7 protein-coding genes are annotated in these 17,355 nt (G+C 46.4%); 5 read left to right on the top strand and 2 right to left on the bottom strand.

The genetic code is table 11. The features are described from left to right. Positions 1-81 precede the first annotated feature (81 nt). Entirely contained in the window at positions 82-5,898 is a 5,817-nt protein-coding gene (locus tag QUA80_RS26660) for a HAMP domain-containing protein (RefSeq protein ID WP_333428004.1), read from the bottom strand. A gap of 1,198 nt (positions 5,899-7,096) precedes the next feature. Next, complete coding sequence (locus tag QUA80_RS26655; protein WP_333428003.1) at positions 7,097-7,225, bottom strand: hypothetical protein; 129 nt, start codon at positions 7,223-7,225, stop codon at positions 7,097-7,099. A 392-nt stretch (positions 7,226-7,617) separates the two neighbouring features. Here QUA80_RS26655 and QUA80_RS26650 point away from each other — a divergent pair, with 392 nt between their 5' ends. The 5 genes from QUA80_RS26650 to QUA80_RS26630 all read left to right on the top strand — a co-directional run bounded on the left by QUA80_RS26650 (position 7,618) and on the right by QUA80_RS26630 (position 17,109). Further along, a complete protein-coding gene (locus tag QUA80_RS26650; RefSeq protein ID WP_333428002.1) occupies positions 7,618-10,416 on the top strand; it encodes an ATP-binding protein in 2,799 nt (932 codons plus the stop codon). 1 nt (position 10,417) lies between these two features. Continuing rightward, a complete protein-coding gene (locus QUA80_RS26645; protein WP_333428001.1) occupies positions 10,418-12,322 on the top strand; it encodes an EAL domain-containing protein in 1,905 nt (634 codons plus the stop codon). A 488-nt stretch (positions 12,323-12,810) separates the two neighbouring features. Continuing rightward, the gene (locus QUA80_RS26640; RefSeq protein ID WP_333428000.1) at positions 12,811-14,373 is read left to right on the top strand and encodes a serine/threonine-protein kinase; all 1,563 of its coding nucleotides are present in this window, start codon (positions 12,811-12,813) and stop codon (positions 14,371-14,373) included. Positions 14,374-14,892: 519 nt separating this feature from the next. Further along, positions 14,893-15,225: a DUF6825 family protein gene (locus QUA80_RS26635; protein WP_333340589.1), complete on the top strand. Its 333-nt coding sequence runs from the start codon at positions 14,893-14,895 to the stop codon at positions 15,223-15,225. Between the two features lie 117 nt (positions 15,226-15,342). Next, complete coding sequence (locus QUA80_RS26630) at positions 15,343-17,109, top strand: AarF/ABC1/UbiB kinase family protein (RefSeq protein ID WP_333427999.1); 1,767 nt, start codon at positions 15,343-15,345, stop codon at positions 17,107-17,109. Positions 17,110-17,355: the final 246 nt, after the last annotated feature.

Raw genomic sequence — 17,355 nt, 5'->3', positions numbered from 1 at the left:
CCTTCTTCCTTCTTCCTTCTTCCTTCTTCCTTCTTCCTTCTTCCTTCTTCCTTCTTCCTTCTTCCTTCTTCCTTCTTTCCCTTATCGATAAAGCCAAACACGCAGCAGCGAGAGCAACTGTTCAGTATCAACAGGTTTGGTAATGTAGTCAGACGCCCCAGCTTCGATACATTTTTCCCGATCGCCCTTCATCGCTTTGGCAGTAAGAGCAATCATTGGCAGCGCAGCGAATTGAGGCATATTACGAATTGCTTGCATTGTTTCGTAACCGTCCATCTCTGGCATCATCACGTCCATCAACACAATATCTATGTCAGGCGTATTTTGCAATTTAGCAATGCCTTCTCTGCCGTTTTCAGCAAACACAATTTCCATTTTATGGCGCTCCAGCATACTTGTCAGGGCGAAGATATTTCGCATATCGTCGTCAACAATCAAGACTTTTTTGCCCGTGAGCGTCGAATCTGTTTGATACAATTGCTCTAGCATTTGACGCTTCGGTTCCGGCAAATTTGCTTGAACTCGGTGCAAGAACAAAGCAGTCTCATCTAACAGCCGCTCAGGCGATCGCACATCTTTAACAATGATTGTTTCCGCCATGCGCTTGAGTTGGGTTTCTTCGGCTCTCGTCAACTCTTTGCCCGTATAAATAATAATCGGCAGACTTTTCAAAGTGGCCTGTTGCTTGATCTGATCGATCAGTTCAAAACCAGTCATATCTGGCAGGCCCAAATCGAGTACGATGCAGTCAAAATGCCCTGACAGCAAAGTTTCTAGCGCCTCTGCACCGCTCCCCACAGCCGTAGTTACAACATCGTGATTACCGATTAAATCCACAATGCTGAGACGTTGTGTTTCGTCGTCTTCTACAACTAGCAAATTCTTAACTTTCCGCTCCACAAAACCCTTAATATCAGTCAAAGCTTTGGTCAATGCGTCGCGACTGACAGGCTTTTGCAGGTAGGCGATCGCCCCTAACTGCAAACTGCGCTGCCGCCCTTCTTCAACTGATACAATGTGAACCGGAATGTGGCGCGTACTCGGGTTGTGCTTCAGGCGATCGAGCACTGTCCAGCCATCCATCACAGGCAAATTTAGATCCAGCATAATCGCAGTTGGCTTGAACTCTCGCGCCATCGCCAAACCGATATCGCTCCGCAAAGCCACTAAACCTTTAAAACCCTGTTCCTGCGCCATATCCAAGAGAATCCGAGCGAAGTTTACGTCATCTTCGACAATCAACAGCACGCGATCGCCATTCTCAATATTTTCTCGGTCATCTGAGATTAAAGGTGAGGGGTAAGGCGCGATCGGCAAGTGGAAATTCGGCAAAGGAAGTGCGGGAGAAACAGGAGGGGGTAATTGAGGCGTTTGCTTGCCCGTTTCCGGTTCCATATCATTCATTATTCGCGATTCTTGGTAAGTTTGTGGCAGATAAAGCGTGAACTTACTACCCTGACCAGGGTGACTTATCAATTTAATTTCTCCGCCTAACAGATTAGCGATTTCTCTACTAATTGACAAACCCAAACCTGTACCCCCGTATTTGCGGCTAGTGCTACCATCAGCTTGTTGGAAAGCCTCAAAAATAACCCTGTGTTTTTCAGCAGAAATCCCAATCCCCGTATCGCTAACTGAGAAAGCCAAGACAGTAGGGGAACTCCTTAAACTTTCTATCTCTAAACTCCACCCTTCCCGCGCTACTTCCACACGCAATTTCACCTCACCTCGCTCTGTAAACTTAAACGCATTCGAGAGGAGATTCTTCAAAACTTGTTGCAGCCGTTTAGCATCAGTATAGAGACCTTTTGGCAACCCACTTTCAAGCTCTATGTGAAAACTCAACTTCTTATCCTGGGCGATTTGGCGGAAAGTCCGATCCAAATGATCTCGCAAGTCCGTAAACAACACTTGCTCAATTTCCACTGACATCGTGCCTGATTCAATCTTAGCGAGATCCAAGATGTCATTAATCAGCCCCAGCAAATCATTTCCCGCCGAGTAAATTGTGCGCGTGTAGTCAACTTGCTTCTGAGTCAAATTGCCTTCATTATTGTCAGAAAGCAATCGAGCCAGAATCAACAGCGAATTCAGCGGAGTTCGCAATTCGTGAGACATATTTGCCAGAAACTCCGACTTATACTTAGAAGTCAGAGCCAACTGTTCGGCTCTTTCTTCCAACAACCCCCTCGCCTGTTCGATATCTCGGTTTTTCCGCTCAACTTCCTTATTTTGCAGCGCTAGCAATTCAGCTTGTTCTTCTAGTTCTTCATTCGTTTGTTGCAACTCTTCCTGCTGCCTCTTCAACAGTTCCTCAGAAGTGCGGAGCGACTGCGCTTGTTGTTCGAGACGCTTGTTAGTTTCCGTTAGTTCTTTTTGCTGAGTTTGCAACTCTTCTGCCAAAGACTGCGACTGTTTCAGCAACTCTTCCGTCCGCATGCTCGCCGCAATTGTATTTAAAACAATGGCGATACTTTCTGTAAGTTGGTCGAGAAATGTCAAGTGTATTTCGCTGAATCTGCGGAACGAAGCTAACTCGATTACTGCCGTCACTTGTCCCTCAAATAGTACGGGTAAAACCACGACATTCAACGGCGTAGATTCTCCCAGTCCCGAGCAAATTTTTACGTAGTTTTCCGGGACTTCTGTCAACAGTATTCGTTCCTTTTCCAGAGCGCACTGTCCTACCAAACCTTCGCCTAAATTAAATCTATTTCCCAGATGCTTGCGTTCGCGGTATGCGTAGGTACTTAACAACTTGAGAAACGGATCGTGCTCCACACCTTCCATCATAAAGAAGACGCCATGTTGAGCAGAAACCAGCGGCGTCAATTCTGATAAAATTAGTTTAGAAACAGTTTCTAAATCCCGCTGACCTTGTAGCATTCGAGTGAACTTAGCAAGGTTTGTTTTCAGCCAATCTTGCTCAGTATTTTTCTGCGTAGTCTCCCGGAGATTGGCAATCATCTGGTTAATGTTGTCCTTAACGATCGCAACTTCTCCTTCTGTGGCGACGGAAATTGACCTCGTTAAATCGCCTCTAGTAACAGCAATTGCCACTTCTGCGATCGCCCGCAACTGAGTAGTCAAATTCGCCGCCAATTCATTCACATTATCCGTCAAATCTCGCCACGTCCCCGCCGCGCCCGGAACCTTAGCCTGACCGCCCAATTTCCCTTCAATTCCCACTTCCCGCGCCACTGTAGTAACTTGATCGGCAAACGTCGCCAGCGTATCGATCATCTCGTTAATCGTATCTGCCAGAGTCGCAATTTCTCCCTTAGCTTCCAGCATTAATTTCCGCTTCAAATCGCCATTTGCCACCGCCGTCACAACCTTAGCAATACCCCGCACTTGCGCTGTCAAATTCCCCGCCATCGAGTTTACGTTGTCGGTTAAATCTTTCCAAGTTCCCGCAACTCCTTTCACGTCAGCTTGACCGCCGAGTTTGCCCTCAGTTCCCACCTCTCGCGCCACCCGCGTCACCTCAGAAGCGAAGGAATTAAGCTGATCCACCATCACGTTAATAGTATCTTTCAATTCCAGAATTTCGCCTTTGACATCTACGGTGATTTTTTTAGACAAATCGCCATTTGCCACCGCTTTCGTCACTTCCGCAATATTCCGCACCTGCGCCGTCAAATTCCCCGCCATCAAGTTTACGTTGTCGGTTAAATCTTTCCAAGTTCCCCCTACACCGCGCACGTAAGCTTGCACGCCTAATTTGCCTTCCGTCCCCACTTCCCTCGCCACCCTGGTTACTTCCGATGCAAAGGAACTCAACTGATCCACCATGATGTTAATCGTGTTTTTCAGTTCGAGAATTTCGCCTTTTACATCTACTGTAATTTTCTTGGATAAATCGCCATTTGCCACAGCCGTTGTCACTTCAGCAATGTTGCGGACTTGTGCTGTTAAATTCCCGGCCATGGAGTTAACTGAATCCGTTAAATCTTTCCAGGTTCCTGCAACTCCTTTAACTTCAGCTTGCACGCCTAATTTCCCTTCAGTTCCCACTTCCCTCGCCACCCGCGTTACTTCAGAAGCGAAGGAATTTAACTGATCCACCATCGTGTTGACGGTGTTTTTTAACTCCAGAATTTCACCTTTAACATCTACAGTAATTTTTTTCGACAAATCGCCATTTGCCACAGCAGTCGTAACAGCCGCAATATTCCGTACTTGTTCTGTCAAACTACCCGCCATAAAATTAACTGAATCCGTTAAATCCTTCCAAGTTCCTGCTACGCCTCGGACATCCGCTTGACCGCCCAGTTTACCTTCGGAACCCACTTCCCTAGCAACCCGCGTGACTTCAGAAGCGAAGGAATTAAGCTGATCCACCATCACGTTAATGGTGTTTTTCAGTTCTAAAATTTCGCCTTTAACCTGTACCGTAATTTTTTTAGATAAGTCACCGTTAGCAACCGCCGTCGTCACCTCAGCAATGTTGCGGACTTGTGCGGTTAAATTCCCGGCCATCGAGTTAACTGAATCCGTTAAATCTTTCCAGGTTCCTGCTACTTCCTGGACTTCTGCTTGTACGCCTAATTTCCCTTCCGTCCCCACTTCCCTAGCAACCCTGGTGACTTCAGATGCGAAGGAATTTAACTGGTCAACCATCGTGTTGACAGTGTTTTTGAGTTCGAGAATTTCGCCTTTAACATCTACGGTAATTTTCTTAGATAAATCGCCCTTTGCCACAGCGGTTGTCACTTCAGCAATGTTTCGCACTTGTGCTGTCAAACTGCCTGCCATGAAGTTAACGCTATCAGTTAAATCCTTCCAAGTTCCGGCAACTCCTTTAACTTCTGCTTGACCGCCGAGTTTGCCTTCGGAACCTACTTCTCTCGCCACCCGCGTTACTTCAGATGCGAAGGAATTAAGCTGATCCACCATGATGTTAATAGTGTTTTTTAACTCCAGAATTTCACCTTTAACATCTACTGTAATTTTTTTAGATAAGTCACCGTTAGCAACCGCAGTCGTCACCTCAGCAATGTTACGTACTTGTGCGGTAAGATTGCCGGCCATCGAGTTAACTGAATCCGTTAAATCTTTCCAGGTTCCTGCTACTCCTCGGACTTCAGCTTGCACGCCTAATTTACCTTCCGTCCCCACTTCCCTAGCAACTCTGGTTACTTCCGATGCAAAGGAACTCAACTGATCCACCATGATGTTAATCGTGTTTTTCAGTTCGAGAATTTCACCTTTTACATCTACTGTAATTTTCTTGGATAAATCGCCATTTGCCACAGCCGTCGTCACTTCAGCAATGTTACGGACTTGTGCTGTTAAATTCCCGGCCATCGAGTTAACTGAATCCGTTAAATCTTTCCAGGTTCCTGCAACTCCTTTAACTTCAGCTTGCACGCCTAATTTCCCTTCGGTTCCCACTTCCCTCGCCACCCGCGTTACTTCCGATGCAAAGGAACTCAACTGGTCTACCATTGTGTTAACAATTTGCGCTGTTTGGAGGAATTCTCCTTTGAGGGGTCTGTCTTCTATTTCTAATGCGATGGTTTGCGATAAATCTCCTTTTGCTACTGCCCGAATTACTCTGGCGGTTTCAGAGGTGGGTTGCACTAAATCTGTAATTAGGGTATTGACAGAATCTACGCTAGCTGCCCAAGACCCCTCGGCGCTGCCAATGCTTGCCCGCTGGGCGATTTTGCCTTCTTTACCGACAACTGTGCCGATCCGATCGAGTTCGGCCGCCATTCTCTCATTGAGCTCGATAATGTCGTTAAGTTCGTCAGCAATTTTCCCCGCTAGACCGGTCTGGTCTATGGGCATCCGAACTGAAAAGTCCCCTTTTTTGACAGCTACTAAGGTTCTGAGTAACTGTTTGGCATAACCATTATTTGAATTGGGGCTTGTTATCTGTGCAGTTGACATGACCGTTACCTTTGGCGAGTTTGAAGGGGTTTCCCGCTGCTGAGTGCGTTGATGGTGCAAAACATCTGGTTAGCAGTACGGGTTCAGGCAGCAGCAACCCTAGCTCTCATGAGTTTTTGGGGATGATATTGCTATTATCTGACTAAAGTAGTGGCGGACTGCTTCTGTCAAAAGATGGATGACAAATTTGTTTTTATCATAGTTAATGATTTTATATTACACGTTGAGGGAAAATAAAGTCAAGAGCTAAAGGATGCTTACCCCGCAAGAGTTGGTATGTGCGATCGCACATAAAACCTTCCCCTTCCGCCGGATCGAAAAAGTCGGCTATTGCAATTACCCTGTTGAGTTTTCAAATAGGCGTGTGGAATAATTGGAGGCACAAGAAGTAAGTCAAAAAACCTTGTTATCCCTCACTTGTCACTTCGAGGGTAGTATCAAGCTCAGCAACAACCAAATCCCTAACTAATAGACGATGAAACAGGGTAGATTAATCTACGTTCAAAGATGTCGCTCTACCATTGTTCAAGAGTTATAAAATTTACCCAAATGTTTAATTAATTTCCTGTAACAAAAGCCCGATCGCCAGTGGCACAATCCAGATCGCCCATTATCCTAACTCTAGCAAACATAGGAGCAGGCATAGAAGAAAAACAGAATCTGTGGAACAACGTGCTATATCTTTGAAGTTTACTCAGATTCTTTTCGGTCAAATAAAGAGTTTACACAAGACTGATTGACCAACCATTGTTTGAGGATGGATCGCTATCCCAACACCACCCCCTCATGTTTCACCAACAGTCAAGCGGATCGACGTGCTGCCACAACTATTAACACCTCTTCAACGAAGTTATAAATTACGACTCTTTTAAGTTCATCCCTTTCTTTAGGATTGTTATCAAATATCCTGAGTAAAACCTTACAGGAAATACCCAATTAGGGTTGTCCGACAGCAAATCATGACATCATTTTTTTTCCAAAGGCGATCGGGGCAGCAAAGCCTTAACAGCCACCAGATTCAACCTCATCTATAAGCTAATTGGCGAGCAATAAATCCTTCTGCTTATTGATGAAAGTGGAGATGTCAATAGTCCTGGACGCATCGGGGCCGGTGAAACCGGGTTTTTTACCGAATCAGGGGTCTAAAACCCGTCTTTTCGTAAAAAAACCCGGTTTCTAAACAATCGTGCGTCCAGGACTATATCTCTCCTATCAAAACAGCGAAGTCAGCAATATATAGGCGATCGCCCCGCTGCGTTTTCGGCGATCGTCCGTACAGCCAGATCTTTTTCAGCTTCCCACCTGATTCAACCTGAACTAATTGCATTGTTGAGTTTAGGATTGATTCAGACTCTCTGCACTCTAGAGTATTGGGACTTACGCATAGCTCCCCCAAACCCTTGACAACGGTGCTTTCAAGTAGTTTGGGGAAGCGGTTCCCCCTTTTTGAAGCGGTTTCCCCCTTTTTAAGACGGGTTCTGGGGGTCAGGGTGGCTCTGGGGGTGACGATGGATGGTTCTGGGTTTCAGGCCGTGTAGTGCGTAAGTCCTAACTATAATTGTATGCTTAGATCAATTCCTATTGAGGTCTTGACCTACAAGTCAATCGATGTTTACTCAAGAGAAAGGGAATAAATAATTTCCCTACAGGAAACTTTAAATAATTAAGGGTGAGCGACTGTAGTTCTTGAAACAATCCAAATACTAAAATGACTCCGCCATGACACTAATCGCAAGTGAGAATGAACTTGCAGAAAGCCCTCAAAAAATCCCGCTGCGCCTCGTCTTAGTCGTACCATTCATCCTGCAAATCTTTTTGGCTGTGGGACTGACAGGTTGGCTCTCGCTACGCAACGGCAAAACTGCGGTCAACAACGTTACTAGCCAATTACGAACTGAGATACTCGCCCGTATCAATCAACAACTAAACACTTACTTGGAAACGCCCCATTTGGTCAATGCCATCAGCGTCGATGCCATTCGCCGATTTGGGTTGTGGAATCCAGATAATATGGGTTCTATGAGAAGCTACTTCTACTGGCAGCTCAAGCAATTTTCCACTGTTAGTTACATCAGTTTTGGTGGGGAAAGAAAAGAATATGCGGGTGCTGGATATAAGGATGATGGCAGTGTTGTTATTGAAATAACCGATCGCTCTACTAATTTTATCAATACGATCGTCCGCGTAGATAGAGAGGGCAACCCTACTCAGTTTAAGGACACCCACCCAGACTACGATCCCCGCATCCGACCCTGGTATCAAGCCGCAAAAGCTGCAGGCAAACCCCAATGGAATAAAATTTATCAATATTTTATTCAACCTAGCCTAGGAATCTCCGCTAGCCAACCTGTTTACGACAAAAACGGCACTTTTCTAGGAGTTGTAAGTACCGATCTGTTTCTCTCAAAAATCGGCGACTTTCTCCAAAGTTTAAAAATTGGTAAATCCGGAAAGACTTTCATCATAGAACGCTCTGGATTTCTAGTGGCTTCTTCCACTACCGAGAAGCCATTTATCAATAAAAAAAATCGCAAAAAAACGCAAAGATTAAAAGCGATTGAAAGCAGCGTGCCTTTGATACAGGGAACAGCACAGCATTTAATAGAACGCTTTGGTAACTTCAGCGAAATAGATAGCAACTTGCAACTCGAATTCATGCTAAATGGTCAGCGAGAATTCGTGCAAGTATCCCCATTCCAAGATGGTAGAGGTCTTGATTGGCTGATTGTGGTAGTCGTTCCAGAAGCCGACTTTATGGAGCAAATAAATGCCAATACCCGCAGCACTATCCTACTCTGCGTTTTAGCGTTAGTGCTGGCGACGTTGTTAGGAATCCTCGCTTCCCGCTGGATTACCCATCCTATTTTTTGTTTGAGTAGAGCGAGTCAAGCGATCGCTAGCGGTCAATTAGACCAAAAAGTAGAGGTAAATGACATAAATGAACTGGGAATTCTCGCTCAATCTTTTAACCAAATGGCGCAGCAATTGCGCGAGTCTTTTGCTGCGTTAGAAAAGACCAATTCCGAGCTAGAAAATCGAGTAGAAGAACGGACAAGTGAGCTAAAAGAAGCAAAAGTTGCCGCTGATACTGCTAACCACGCCAAGAGCGAATTTCTCGCCAACATGAGCCATGAACTCCGCACTCCCCTGAACGGAATTCTAGGATACGCTCAAATTATGGAACGCGATAAAAGTACAACTCCCAAACAAAAAGATGCGGTCCAAGTTATTCACCAGTGTGGTTCGCACTTACTTACTCTGATTAACGATATTTTAGATATTTCTAAAATTGAAGCAAGTAAAATGGATCTTTACAGTTCAGCTTTTAATTTTCCTTCTTTTTTGATGGGAGTTGTGGAAATGTGCCGCATCCGAGCCGAACAAAAAGAAATTACATTTAATTATCAAGTATTAAATCAACTGCCTCAGGCAGTCAATGCTGATGAAAAACGACTGCGCCAAGTTTTGATTAACCTTTTGGGCAATGCTATTAAATTTACAGAAAAGGGTGGTGTTATTTTTAAGGTAGGCGTAATAAGTGAGGGGGAAGACTCCGACCAATCACCACTTGCTAAAATTCGTTTCCATATCCAAGATACTGGCGTGGGAATGGCACCAGAACAGTTAGAAAAAATATTTTTACCGTTTGAACAAGTCGGAAATATTCACCAGAAGGCAGAAGGCACCGGGTTAGGATTAGCGATCGCACAAAAAATTGTTCAAATGATGGGAGGCGAAATAAAAGTCGAAAGTATACTCGGTCAAGGCAGTATTTTTTCCCTCGATTTAGAGTTGACTAAATCATCTGAATATATTGAGCAAACTTCCCTCGATACTTCAATTAATTTAAATGGTTTTAAAGGAAATAAAAATAAAATTCTGGTCGTAGACGATCGATTTGAAAATCGAGGTTTTCTGATAAACCTTTTACAACCACTAGGTTTTCAAATCGTGGAAGCTTGTGATGGACAAGAGGGCTTAGATAAAGCTGCTGAGTTTAAACCAGATCTGATTATCACAGACTTAGTGATGCCAGTAATGGATGGCTTTGAAATGTCGCGGCGCTTGCGGAAATCACCAGAATTTAAAGATGTAATATTGATAGCATCCAGCGCCAGCGTGTTTAACTTCGATCGGCAAAATAGTAAAGACGCAGGTTGCAACGAGTTCGTGTCAAAGCCGATCCAAGTAGAAGAATTGCTAGAATTATTAAAGATTTATTTGCAAATAGAATGGACTTACGACCAACCTGCTGATTTGGCGAACGAACAGCAGCAAGGTTTCACTAATTTATTAAATGTTCAGAGTAGTGAGCTGGTGATACCGCCATCAACAGAGCTGCTAGCGCTGTTCAATGCGGCTCGGATCGGCGATATTGAAATTGTGGAGCAGGAAGCCAATAGACTCAAGCACACAGACGGGAACTATCTACCATTTGCTAATAAAGTATTGCAATTTGCGAAAAATTTTGAAGAAAAAGAACTGCTAGCTTTTATGAAGATCCATTTTGGAAAATAGAATGTTTAACAAAAACGAAAATGTAATTTTAATTGTTGACGATAACCCGAATAATCTAAAACTTCTGTTCGATTTTTTGAAGGAGTCAGGCTTCAAGGTTTTAGTGGCTAAGGATGGGGAAAGTGCTATTGAGAAGCTACAAGAAGTTTCGCCAAATATTATATTGTTAGATGTGATGATGCCGGGGATAGATGGGTTTGAAACCTGCTACCGCTTAAAATCATCGGTGGCAACGAAAGATATCCCTGTGATTTTTATGACAGCTCTTACCGATCGCGTAAATAAGGTTAAAGGTCTGTCAATGGGCGCAGTAGATTATATCACCAAACCCTTTCAGCAAGAGGAAGTCCTAGCCCGCGTGCAACTACACCTGAGACTGCGAAATTTGACCAAGACTCTGGAAGAACAAAATACGCTTCTCAAACAGGAAATTGAAGCGCGAAAAGAAGCGGAAGCCGCCTTGCAGAAACTCACAAGTGAGTTAGAGGAACGGGTAGCAGCTCAAACGGCTGAACTTACACAAGCCGTCAACCAGCTTCAACAGGCTCAAGTTCAGTTGTTGCAAAGGGAAGAAAAATTAGGACATGATGCTTTTCACGACGCGCTAACGGGTTTGCCCAACCGCGCTTGGTTTATGAATCGTCTGCAACAGGCGATCGGCAAGGCGTACAGATGTGAAGATTATTTATATGCGGTGTTATTTATTGACCTCGATCGCTTTAAAGTGGTCAATGATAGCCTCGGACATTTGGTTGGGGATGAATTACTAAAAAGCGTTGCTCGTCAACTGCAAGCTTCTTTACGCCACACAGATGCAGTTGCGCGGTTTGGAGGAGATGAATTTGTGATCTTGCTAGAAGATATCAAAGATATTGATGAACCAACCAGGGTAGCTGAACGCATCCAAAACCAATTAAGGCAGCCGTTTAATTTGAATGATTATGAAGTATTTACCGAGATCAGCATTGGCATTATCCTGAGCACAATGGATTACGATCGCCCAGAAGACGTACTCAGAGATGCGGATATCGCAATGTATTATGCTAAAGCTCAAGGCAGAGGGCGTTATGAAGTTTTCGATCCAGCGATGCAAGCTGTTGCGATGACGCGCTTGCAGTTGGAGAACGACTTGAGAAGGGCGATGGTGCTACATGAATTTTGCGTTCACTACCAGCCAATTGTCTCCCTTTCTTCGGGGCAACTGAGTGGCTTTGAAGCTTTGGTGCGCTGGCATCACCCATCTGGAACCATCTATCCCCCTGCCGAGTTTATCCCTGTGGCTGAAGAAACTGGTTTGATCAATGAACTCGGGTGGTGGGTTTTGCAGGAAGCTTGTCACCAGATCGGTATTTGGCAGCAACAGTTTCCCCAAACACCTCCCTTGGCGATTAATGTCAATCTTTCCCCCGTGCAGCTTAAGCAAGTCAACCTACTCAATCGAATTGATGAGATTTTGCAGCAGACTGGCCTGCCAACCTACTCTCTAAAACTAGAGATTACTGAAAGCTGCATTTTAGAAACAGTATCCAGGGAAGAAAAGATGTTGAAGCAGCTAAAAGCTCTAGGCATTCTGTTGTGTATCGACGACTTTGGCACGGGCTACTCTTCTTTAAGCCGCTTGCACGAGTTTCCCATTGATACTTTAAAGATTGACCGCTCTTTTGTCAGCCGCATTGGGGCAGACAACAGTGGCATAGAAATTATCCAGACGATAGTGACCCTTGCTCGCAGCCGAGGTATGGATATCGTGGCAGAAGGCATAGAAACGCCTACACAGCTAAAGAAACTGCAAGAGTTGGGGTGTGAGTTGGGGCAAGGATATTTATTTTCTAAGCCTGTAGACAGCTTCCAGGCAACCGAATTATTAGGCCTAAAAGTAGGGCTAGTAAGCTGGCTTCCTATCTAGTGCGCCTCGATAAATTTTATGAAACTATTGCAGTGTACGCTGCCCGCTGGGGGGTGCCGAAGGTGGGTTGAAACCTTACCGCAGTCACTACCATAGCTCTTCATTTCCCCAAGTTCAAGATCGCCACCGGATCGTTTTTACAATCATAAAATTGCTCGTAAGTCAAAAAAAAGTCTAAATTTTTACAAAAATCGGCTAATTGTAAAGAGTTGATAAAACAAAGAGGGGTTACACCCCTCATAAGTTATAGTCACATATATAGATGCACCCTGATGGCTTTCCCGTTCCACAAGAGCGGGATTTTTATTGGCAGCCGGAGCGTTAGTTTCACAATACCTACTACAGATAAAATGACGTGGGGATGCAAAGATTAAAGATATAGCAGAGCTCAAGCTCAAACTAGGGCGCAGATCGATCGAACCTCAGCGCTAACTCTGCGAAATAACCCAAAGGCGGTAGCATAGTTTGGGAAACGGCATCAACTGAAGATGAACTTAGCGCCTGCAACAGTCCTCCAACAGGGCAAATACCAAATTAACGCGACTTTAGGCATAGGAGGGTTCGGCATCACTTACCGAGCTACCCACACCCATTTAAACCAAACCGTCGTACTCAAAACCCTCAACGAAAGTCTGCGCCAACACCCAGAATCTGCCCAATTTCAGCAGCAGTTTATTGCCGAAGCCCAACGCCTGTCGCGGTGTCAGCATTCCAACATAGTCAGGGTAATCGACTTTTTTGAAGAAGCCGGACAGTCTTTTATCGCAATGGACTACATTCCGGGCCAAACTCTCGCCCAAATAGTCGAAACCGATCGGCCGCTGCCAGAAGCCCAGGCCCTGCACTATATTCGGCAAATAGCCTCAGCCTTAAGTACAGTTCACCACAGCGGATTGCTGCACGGAGATATCAAGCCAGAAAATATTATCCGGCGAGCCGATTCTCATCTGGTAATGTTAATAGATTTTGGCATTGCCCGCGGCTTTACCGCTGGCTCCAAACAAACCCACACTAACTTGCTCTCGCCCGGGTACGCGCCGATCGAACAATACCTCTATGACGGTAAATGTACACCGGCCACAGACATCTACGCGATCGCAGCCACCCTCTACTACTTACTATCCGGTGTAGCGCCCGTAGCAGCACCCCTGCGCGAGCGCATTCCCCTGGCCGAGTTGCGGCAATTTCAGCCGAACCTCAGCCCGGGAATCGAGCGAGCCATCCTTCAGGGACTCGAAATCGACCCCCACAACCGCCCTCAAACAGTGGAAAATTGGCTCACCATGCTGCAAGAAACAGAGCGAGTACCAGCAAAGAGAAAAGGCAAGCAAAGTCTGCGATTGCCCGCACCTCCCCCGCCGCAGTTGACTTTGCTGGCGTTTCTCGTAACGGCTGCAATTGCAGGCTGGATGGGTTTTGACCTAGCATGGCACTACAACAAAACCAGTATCAGCAGCAATCGATCGACAATTGAATCCTTCCCATCTCTGGAAGATTTGCTCAAATCCGGCAATTTTTCAGGGCCGATGTTCGGGCAGCCGTCTGTCGAAAGCAGCCCTCTCTACCCGATCGAACTCAACAAGCGCCCTAAACCGCCCTTAGAAAGCAGCAACATTCCCGAACAGATCGAACCCTCTGAAACTAGCGCCGAACCTTCTGAGTCCCCAAGCCCGGAAACTCCCGCCCCGGAGCCCGAACCCCTACCTGAGCCATCCCCGACGCCCGAGCCCGAAGAGCAGCCTTCTGAGTCCCCCATTCCCGATCCTCAAACCGAAATCGAGCCAGAACCCCAACCAGAACCCGCACCGGTACCGGAAGTTGCGCCCCTGCCGGCAGAACCGCCCCCCGCACCCGCCCCGCCTGCCCCTGAGAGTGCTGAAACCTTGCCGCCCTCGGAATCCTCGCCACCAGCACTAGCGCCGCCGATCGAGCGGTCGCCTGAGCCTGCGATACCGAGCAGCAGCAGCAATTCAGATAGTTCGATCGCACCTGATTCACCACCCCCTGTGGCAGATCCCGCAGTGCCTTTTCCTGAACCTGCGACAAATTAGTCTTGTTTGTGTTGCTTAAAAGTGCGGACAAATACTTGGTTTTATGAGTCAGCAAATAGGCGATCGGTAGTGGAGATAATAATGCCCTTCCCCGCCAACGACTCTCTCGCAAAACCTGCGGTAGAATCGGAAAATCCCAACATTCTAGCTCAGAGTTTATTGAATATTTCCTATTCCCTCTGCAATCCAAATGCCCGCAAAAAAATGCAGGACTGTTTTCTATTTTGATTTAAATTATGTTAGAATATGTGCGCGGCACTGAGGTGGTGTGATGTCGCGTATTACTGCTGCCAAGCTGCAAACATTTTTGTACAAAGCAACCCCAACCTCGAATGGGAGCGAGTGTAAGCGAGGCTTTTTGGCTAAGCCGTTGCGCGTTAGACTGTTCTAACTCTCAACAATCCCATCCCCGATCGAGGGGTGGGAGTGTCAATTCCCCCAAACTTCCTTTCTTTGGGAACAAGCACCATCGGGGACAAGCAAGTTATAATTTGTTGCGGAAGCGCACAGAGATTTTTTATGAGTAAACCCCCAGTTCATGCTTTTTTTGTAGGCAGAGCACTTGCCGAAGCACTGTACGAGCAATTAGAAAGCGCAGCAACCAACGCTTTTTCTGAACTCGGCAAATTTGACGCAGAACAAAGAGAACGCCTGCGGCAGTTCACCGATCGAGTTGTGGAACGGGCTAATCGAGCTTCGGAGGAGGCGATGCAGACCAGAACTGGCACTGCAAGCACCACCACCATTCAAGACATCCATCCTGCAGAGTTGCAAGCGACTATTGACGAGCTGCGCGCCGAAGTCGCCCTGGTGCGATCGGAATTGCAGCGCTACCGCAGCAGTTTGCCCTAGCGCTCGATGCTCCGACCACAACTATTATTCACGACTACGCGAGCGCAAAGCAATGCGCTCCTGCGCTCCTACCTGCAATCAAAACAACAACATAAAATAAGCAATTTGGGAACCCAAGTGTCTGCTCTCCTTGATGACTCTGTTAATCGCCAGCGCTCAAACAAGCGCACTGGCGACGGCGATGAGCCAAAAACTGCTGCTGGTAAATCCTACAAAAGTAAAGCTTATCGCTGGAATCGCGAAAAATACTCCCGGCAGCGGCGCTTCTTCGACATTTGGGCCTTTGTCTTGCTCTGGCTGGCTTCCCTCTGGCTCGACAGCAAAAATTGGAGCTACTGGGGAGGCGTGACTGAAGAAAAGAAAGTTGCCAGACGCCGCTTTCAAGCTATCTGGGTTAGAGAAACACTGTTGGATTTAGGGCCGACTTTCATTAAAGTTGGGCAGTTATTTTCCACCCGGGCCGATTTGTTCCCAGCAGAGTTTGTCGAGGAACTTTCTAAGCTGCAAGATAAAGTCCCTGCTTTCAGCTACGAGCAGTTGGAGGTAATTGTCGAGCAAGATTTGGGCAAGACAGTTCAAGAACTCTACCGCAGCTTTGACCCAGTGCCCCTGGCTGCTGCCAGTCTGGGTCAGGTACACAAAGCTCAACTGCATTCGGGCCAGGAAGTGGTGGTCAAGGTGCAGCGGCCGGGACTGCGGAAGCTGTTCGAGATCGATTTGCAAATTCTTAAGGGAATTGCCCGCTACTTTCAAAACCATCCTAAGTGGGGCTACGGCCGAGATTGGATGGGGATTTATGAGGAATGCTGTCGCATTCTGTGGCTGGAAATTGACTATCTCCATGAAGGCCGCAATGCTGATACTTTTCGCCGCAATTTTAGCAACTGCGACTGGGTGCGGGTGCCGAAGGTTTATTGGCGGTACGCGGCTCCGCGAGTGCTGACTTTGGAATACCTGCCGGGAATTAAAATCAGCCACTACGAAGCTTTGGAAGCGGCCGGTATCGATCGTAAATTAATCGCTCAGTTGGGGGCAAAAGCTTATTTGCGGCAGTTGCTCAATGACGGCTTTTTCCACGCTGACCCACACCCCGGCAACATCGCTGTTAGTGCTGACGGTTCTCTGATTTTTTACGATTTCGGCATGATGGGTCAAATCCAGTCGAATGTCCGCGAAGGACTGATGGAGACGCTCTACGGCATTGCTTCCAAGGATGGACAGCGGATTATGGATTCTCTGATCGAGTTGGGAGCTTTGGTGCCTACGGGTGATATGAGTCCGGTGCGCCGATCGATCCAGTATATGCTGGACAACTTCATGGACAAGCCTTTTGAAAATCAATCGGTGAGCGCGATTACGGACGACCTTTACGATATCGCCTACAACCAACCTTTTCGCTTCCCAGCTACTTTTACTTTTGTAATGCGAGCTTTTTCCACCATCGAAGGGGTGGGCCGAGGTTTAGATCCCGAGTTCAACTTTATGGAGGTGGCACAACCTTTTGCCATGCAGCTTATGAGTAATGGAAACGGTCCTGATACAAGTAGCAGCATTTTTAACGAAATCGGCCGTCAGGCGGCTCAGGTGAGTTCTACTGCTTTGGGTTTGCCCCGCCGGATTGAGGAGACTATTGACAAACTCGAACAGGGAGATTTGCGGATTCGCGTCCGTTCTGCCGAAACAGAGCGCTTGCTGCGTCGCATGAGCAGCGCTCAAATGGGTACGAATTATGCTTTGCTGATGAGTGCTTTTACTTTGTCGGCGACAATTTTGTTTGTCAGCAATCAAGTCTGGCCGGCTGTCGCTGTGGCAGTCCTGGCGGCGAGTGCAGGGTTTGCTATGCTGCGTTTGTTCAGGCGGATCGATCGTTTAGACAGGATGTGATAATTGTCCAATTTGGGATTTGAAATTTCAGGTTTGAGATTTCTCGCCAGCCAAAATTTGACCTCGAAAGTTAAGTTTTGGCTGGCTGACAACTGATTGCTAAAATTTACCGAATTTACACGCTTTGACGCTAAAAACCCTGTTGCTTCCTAGATTTCCCGCCAGCTAAACCTCTGATTTTGTGTATAAAGCCTGTTTTTTTTTTGCAGGTGCTGCTTAATTTACTGGATTTACCGAAATTTTAAG

It is taken from the genome of Microcoleus sp. F4-D5, assembly GCF_036704885.1.
Lineage (GTDB): Bacteria > Cyanobacteriota > Cyanobacteriia > Cyanobacteriales > Microcoleaceae > Microcoleus.
This window is presented reverse-complemented; position numbering and strand designations above follow the sequence as displayed.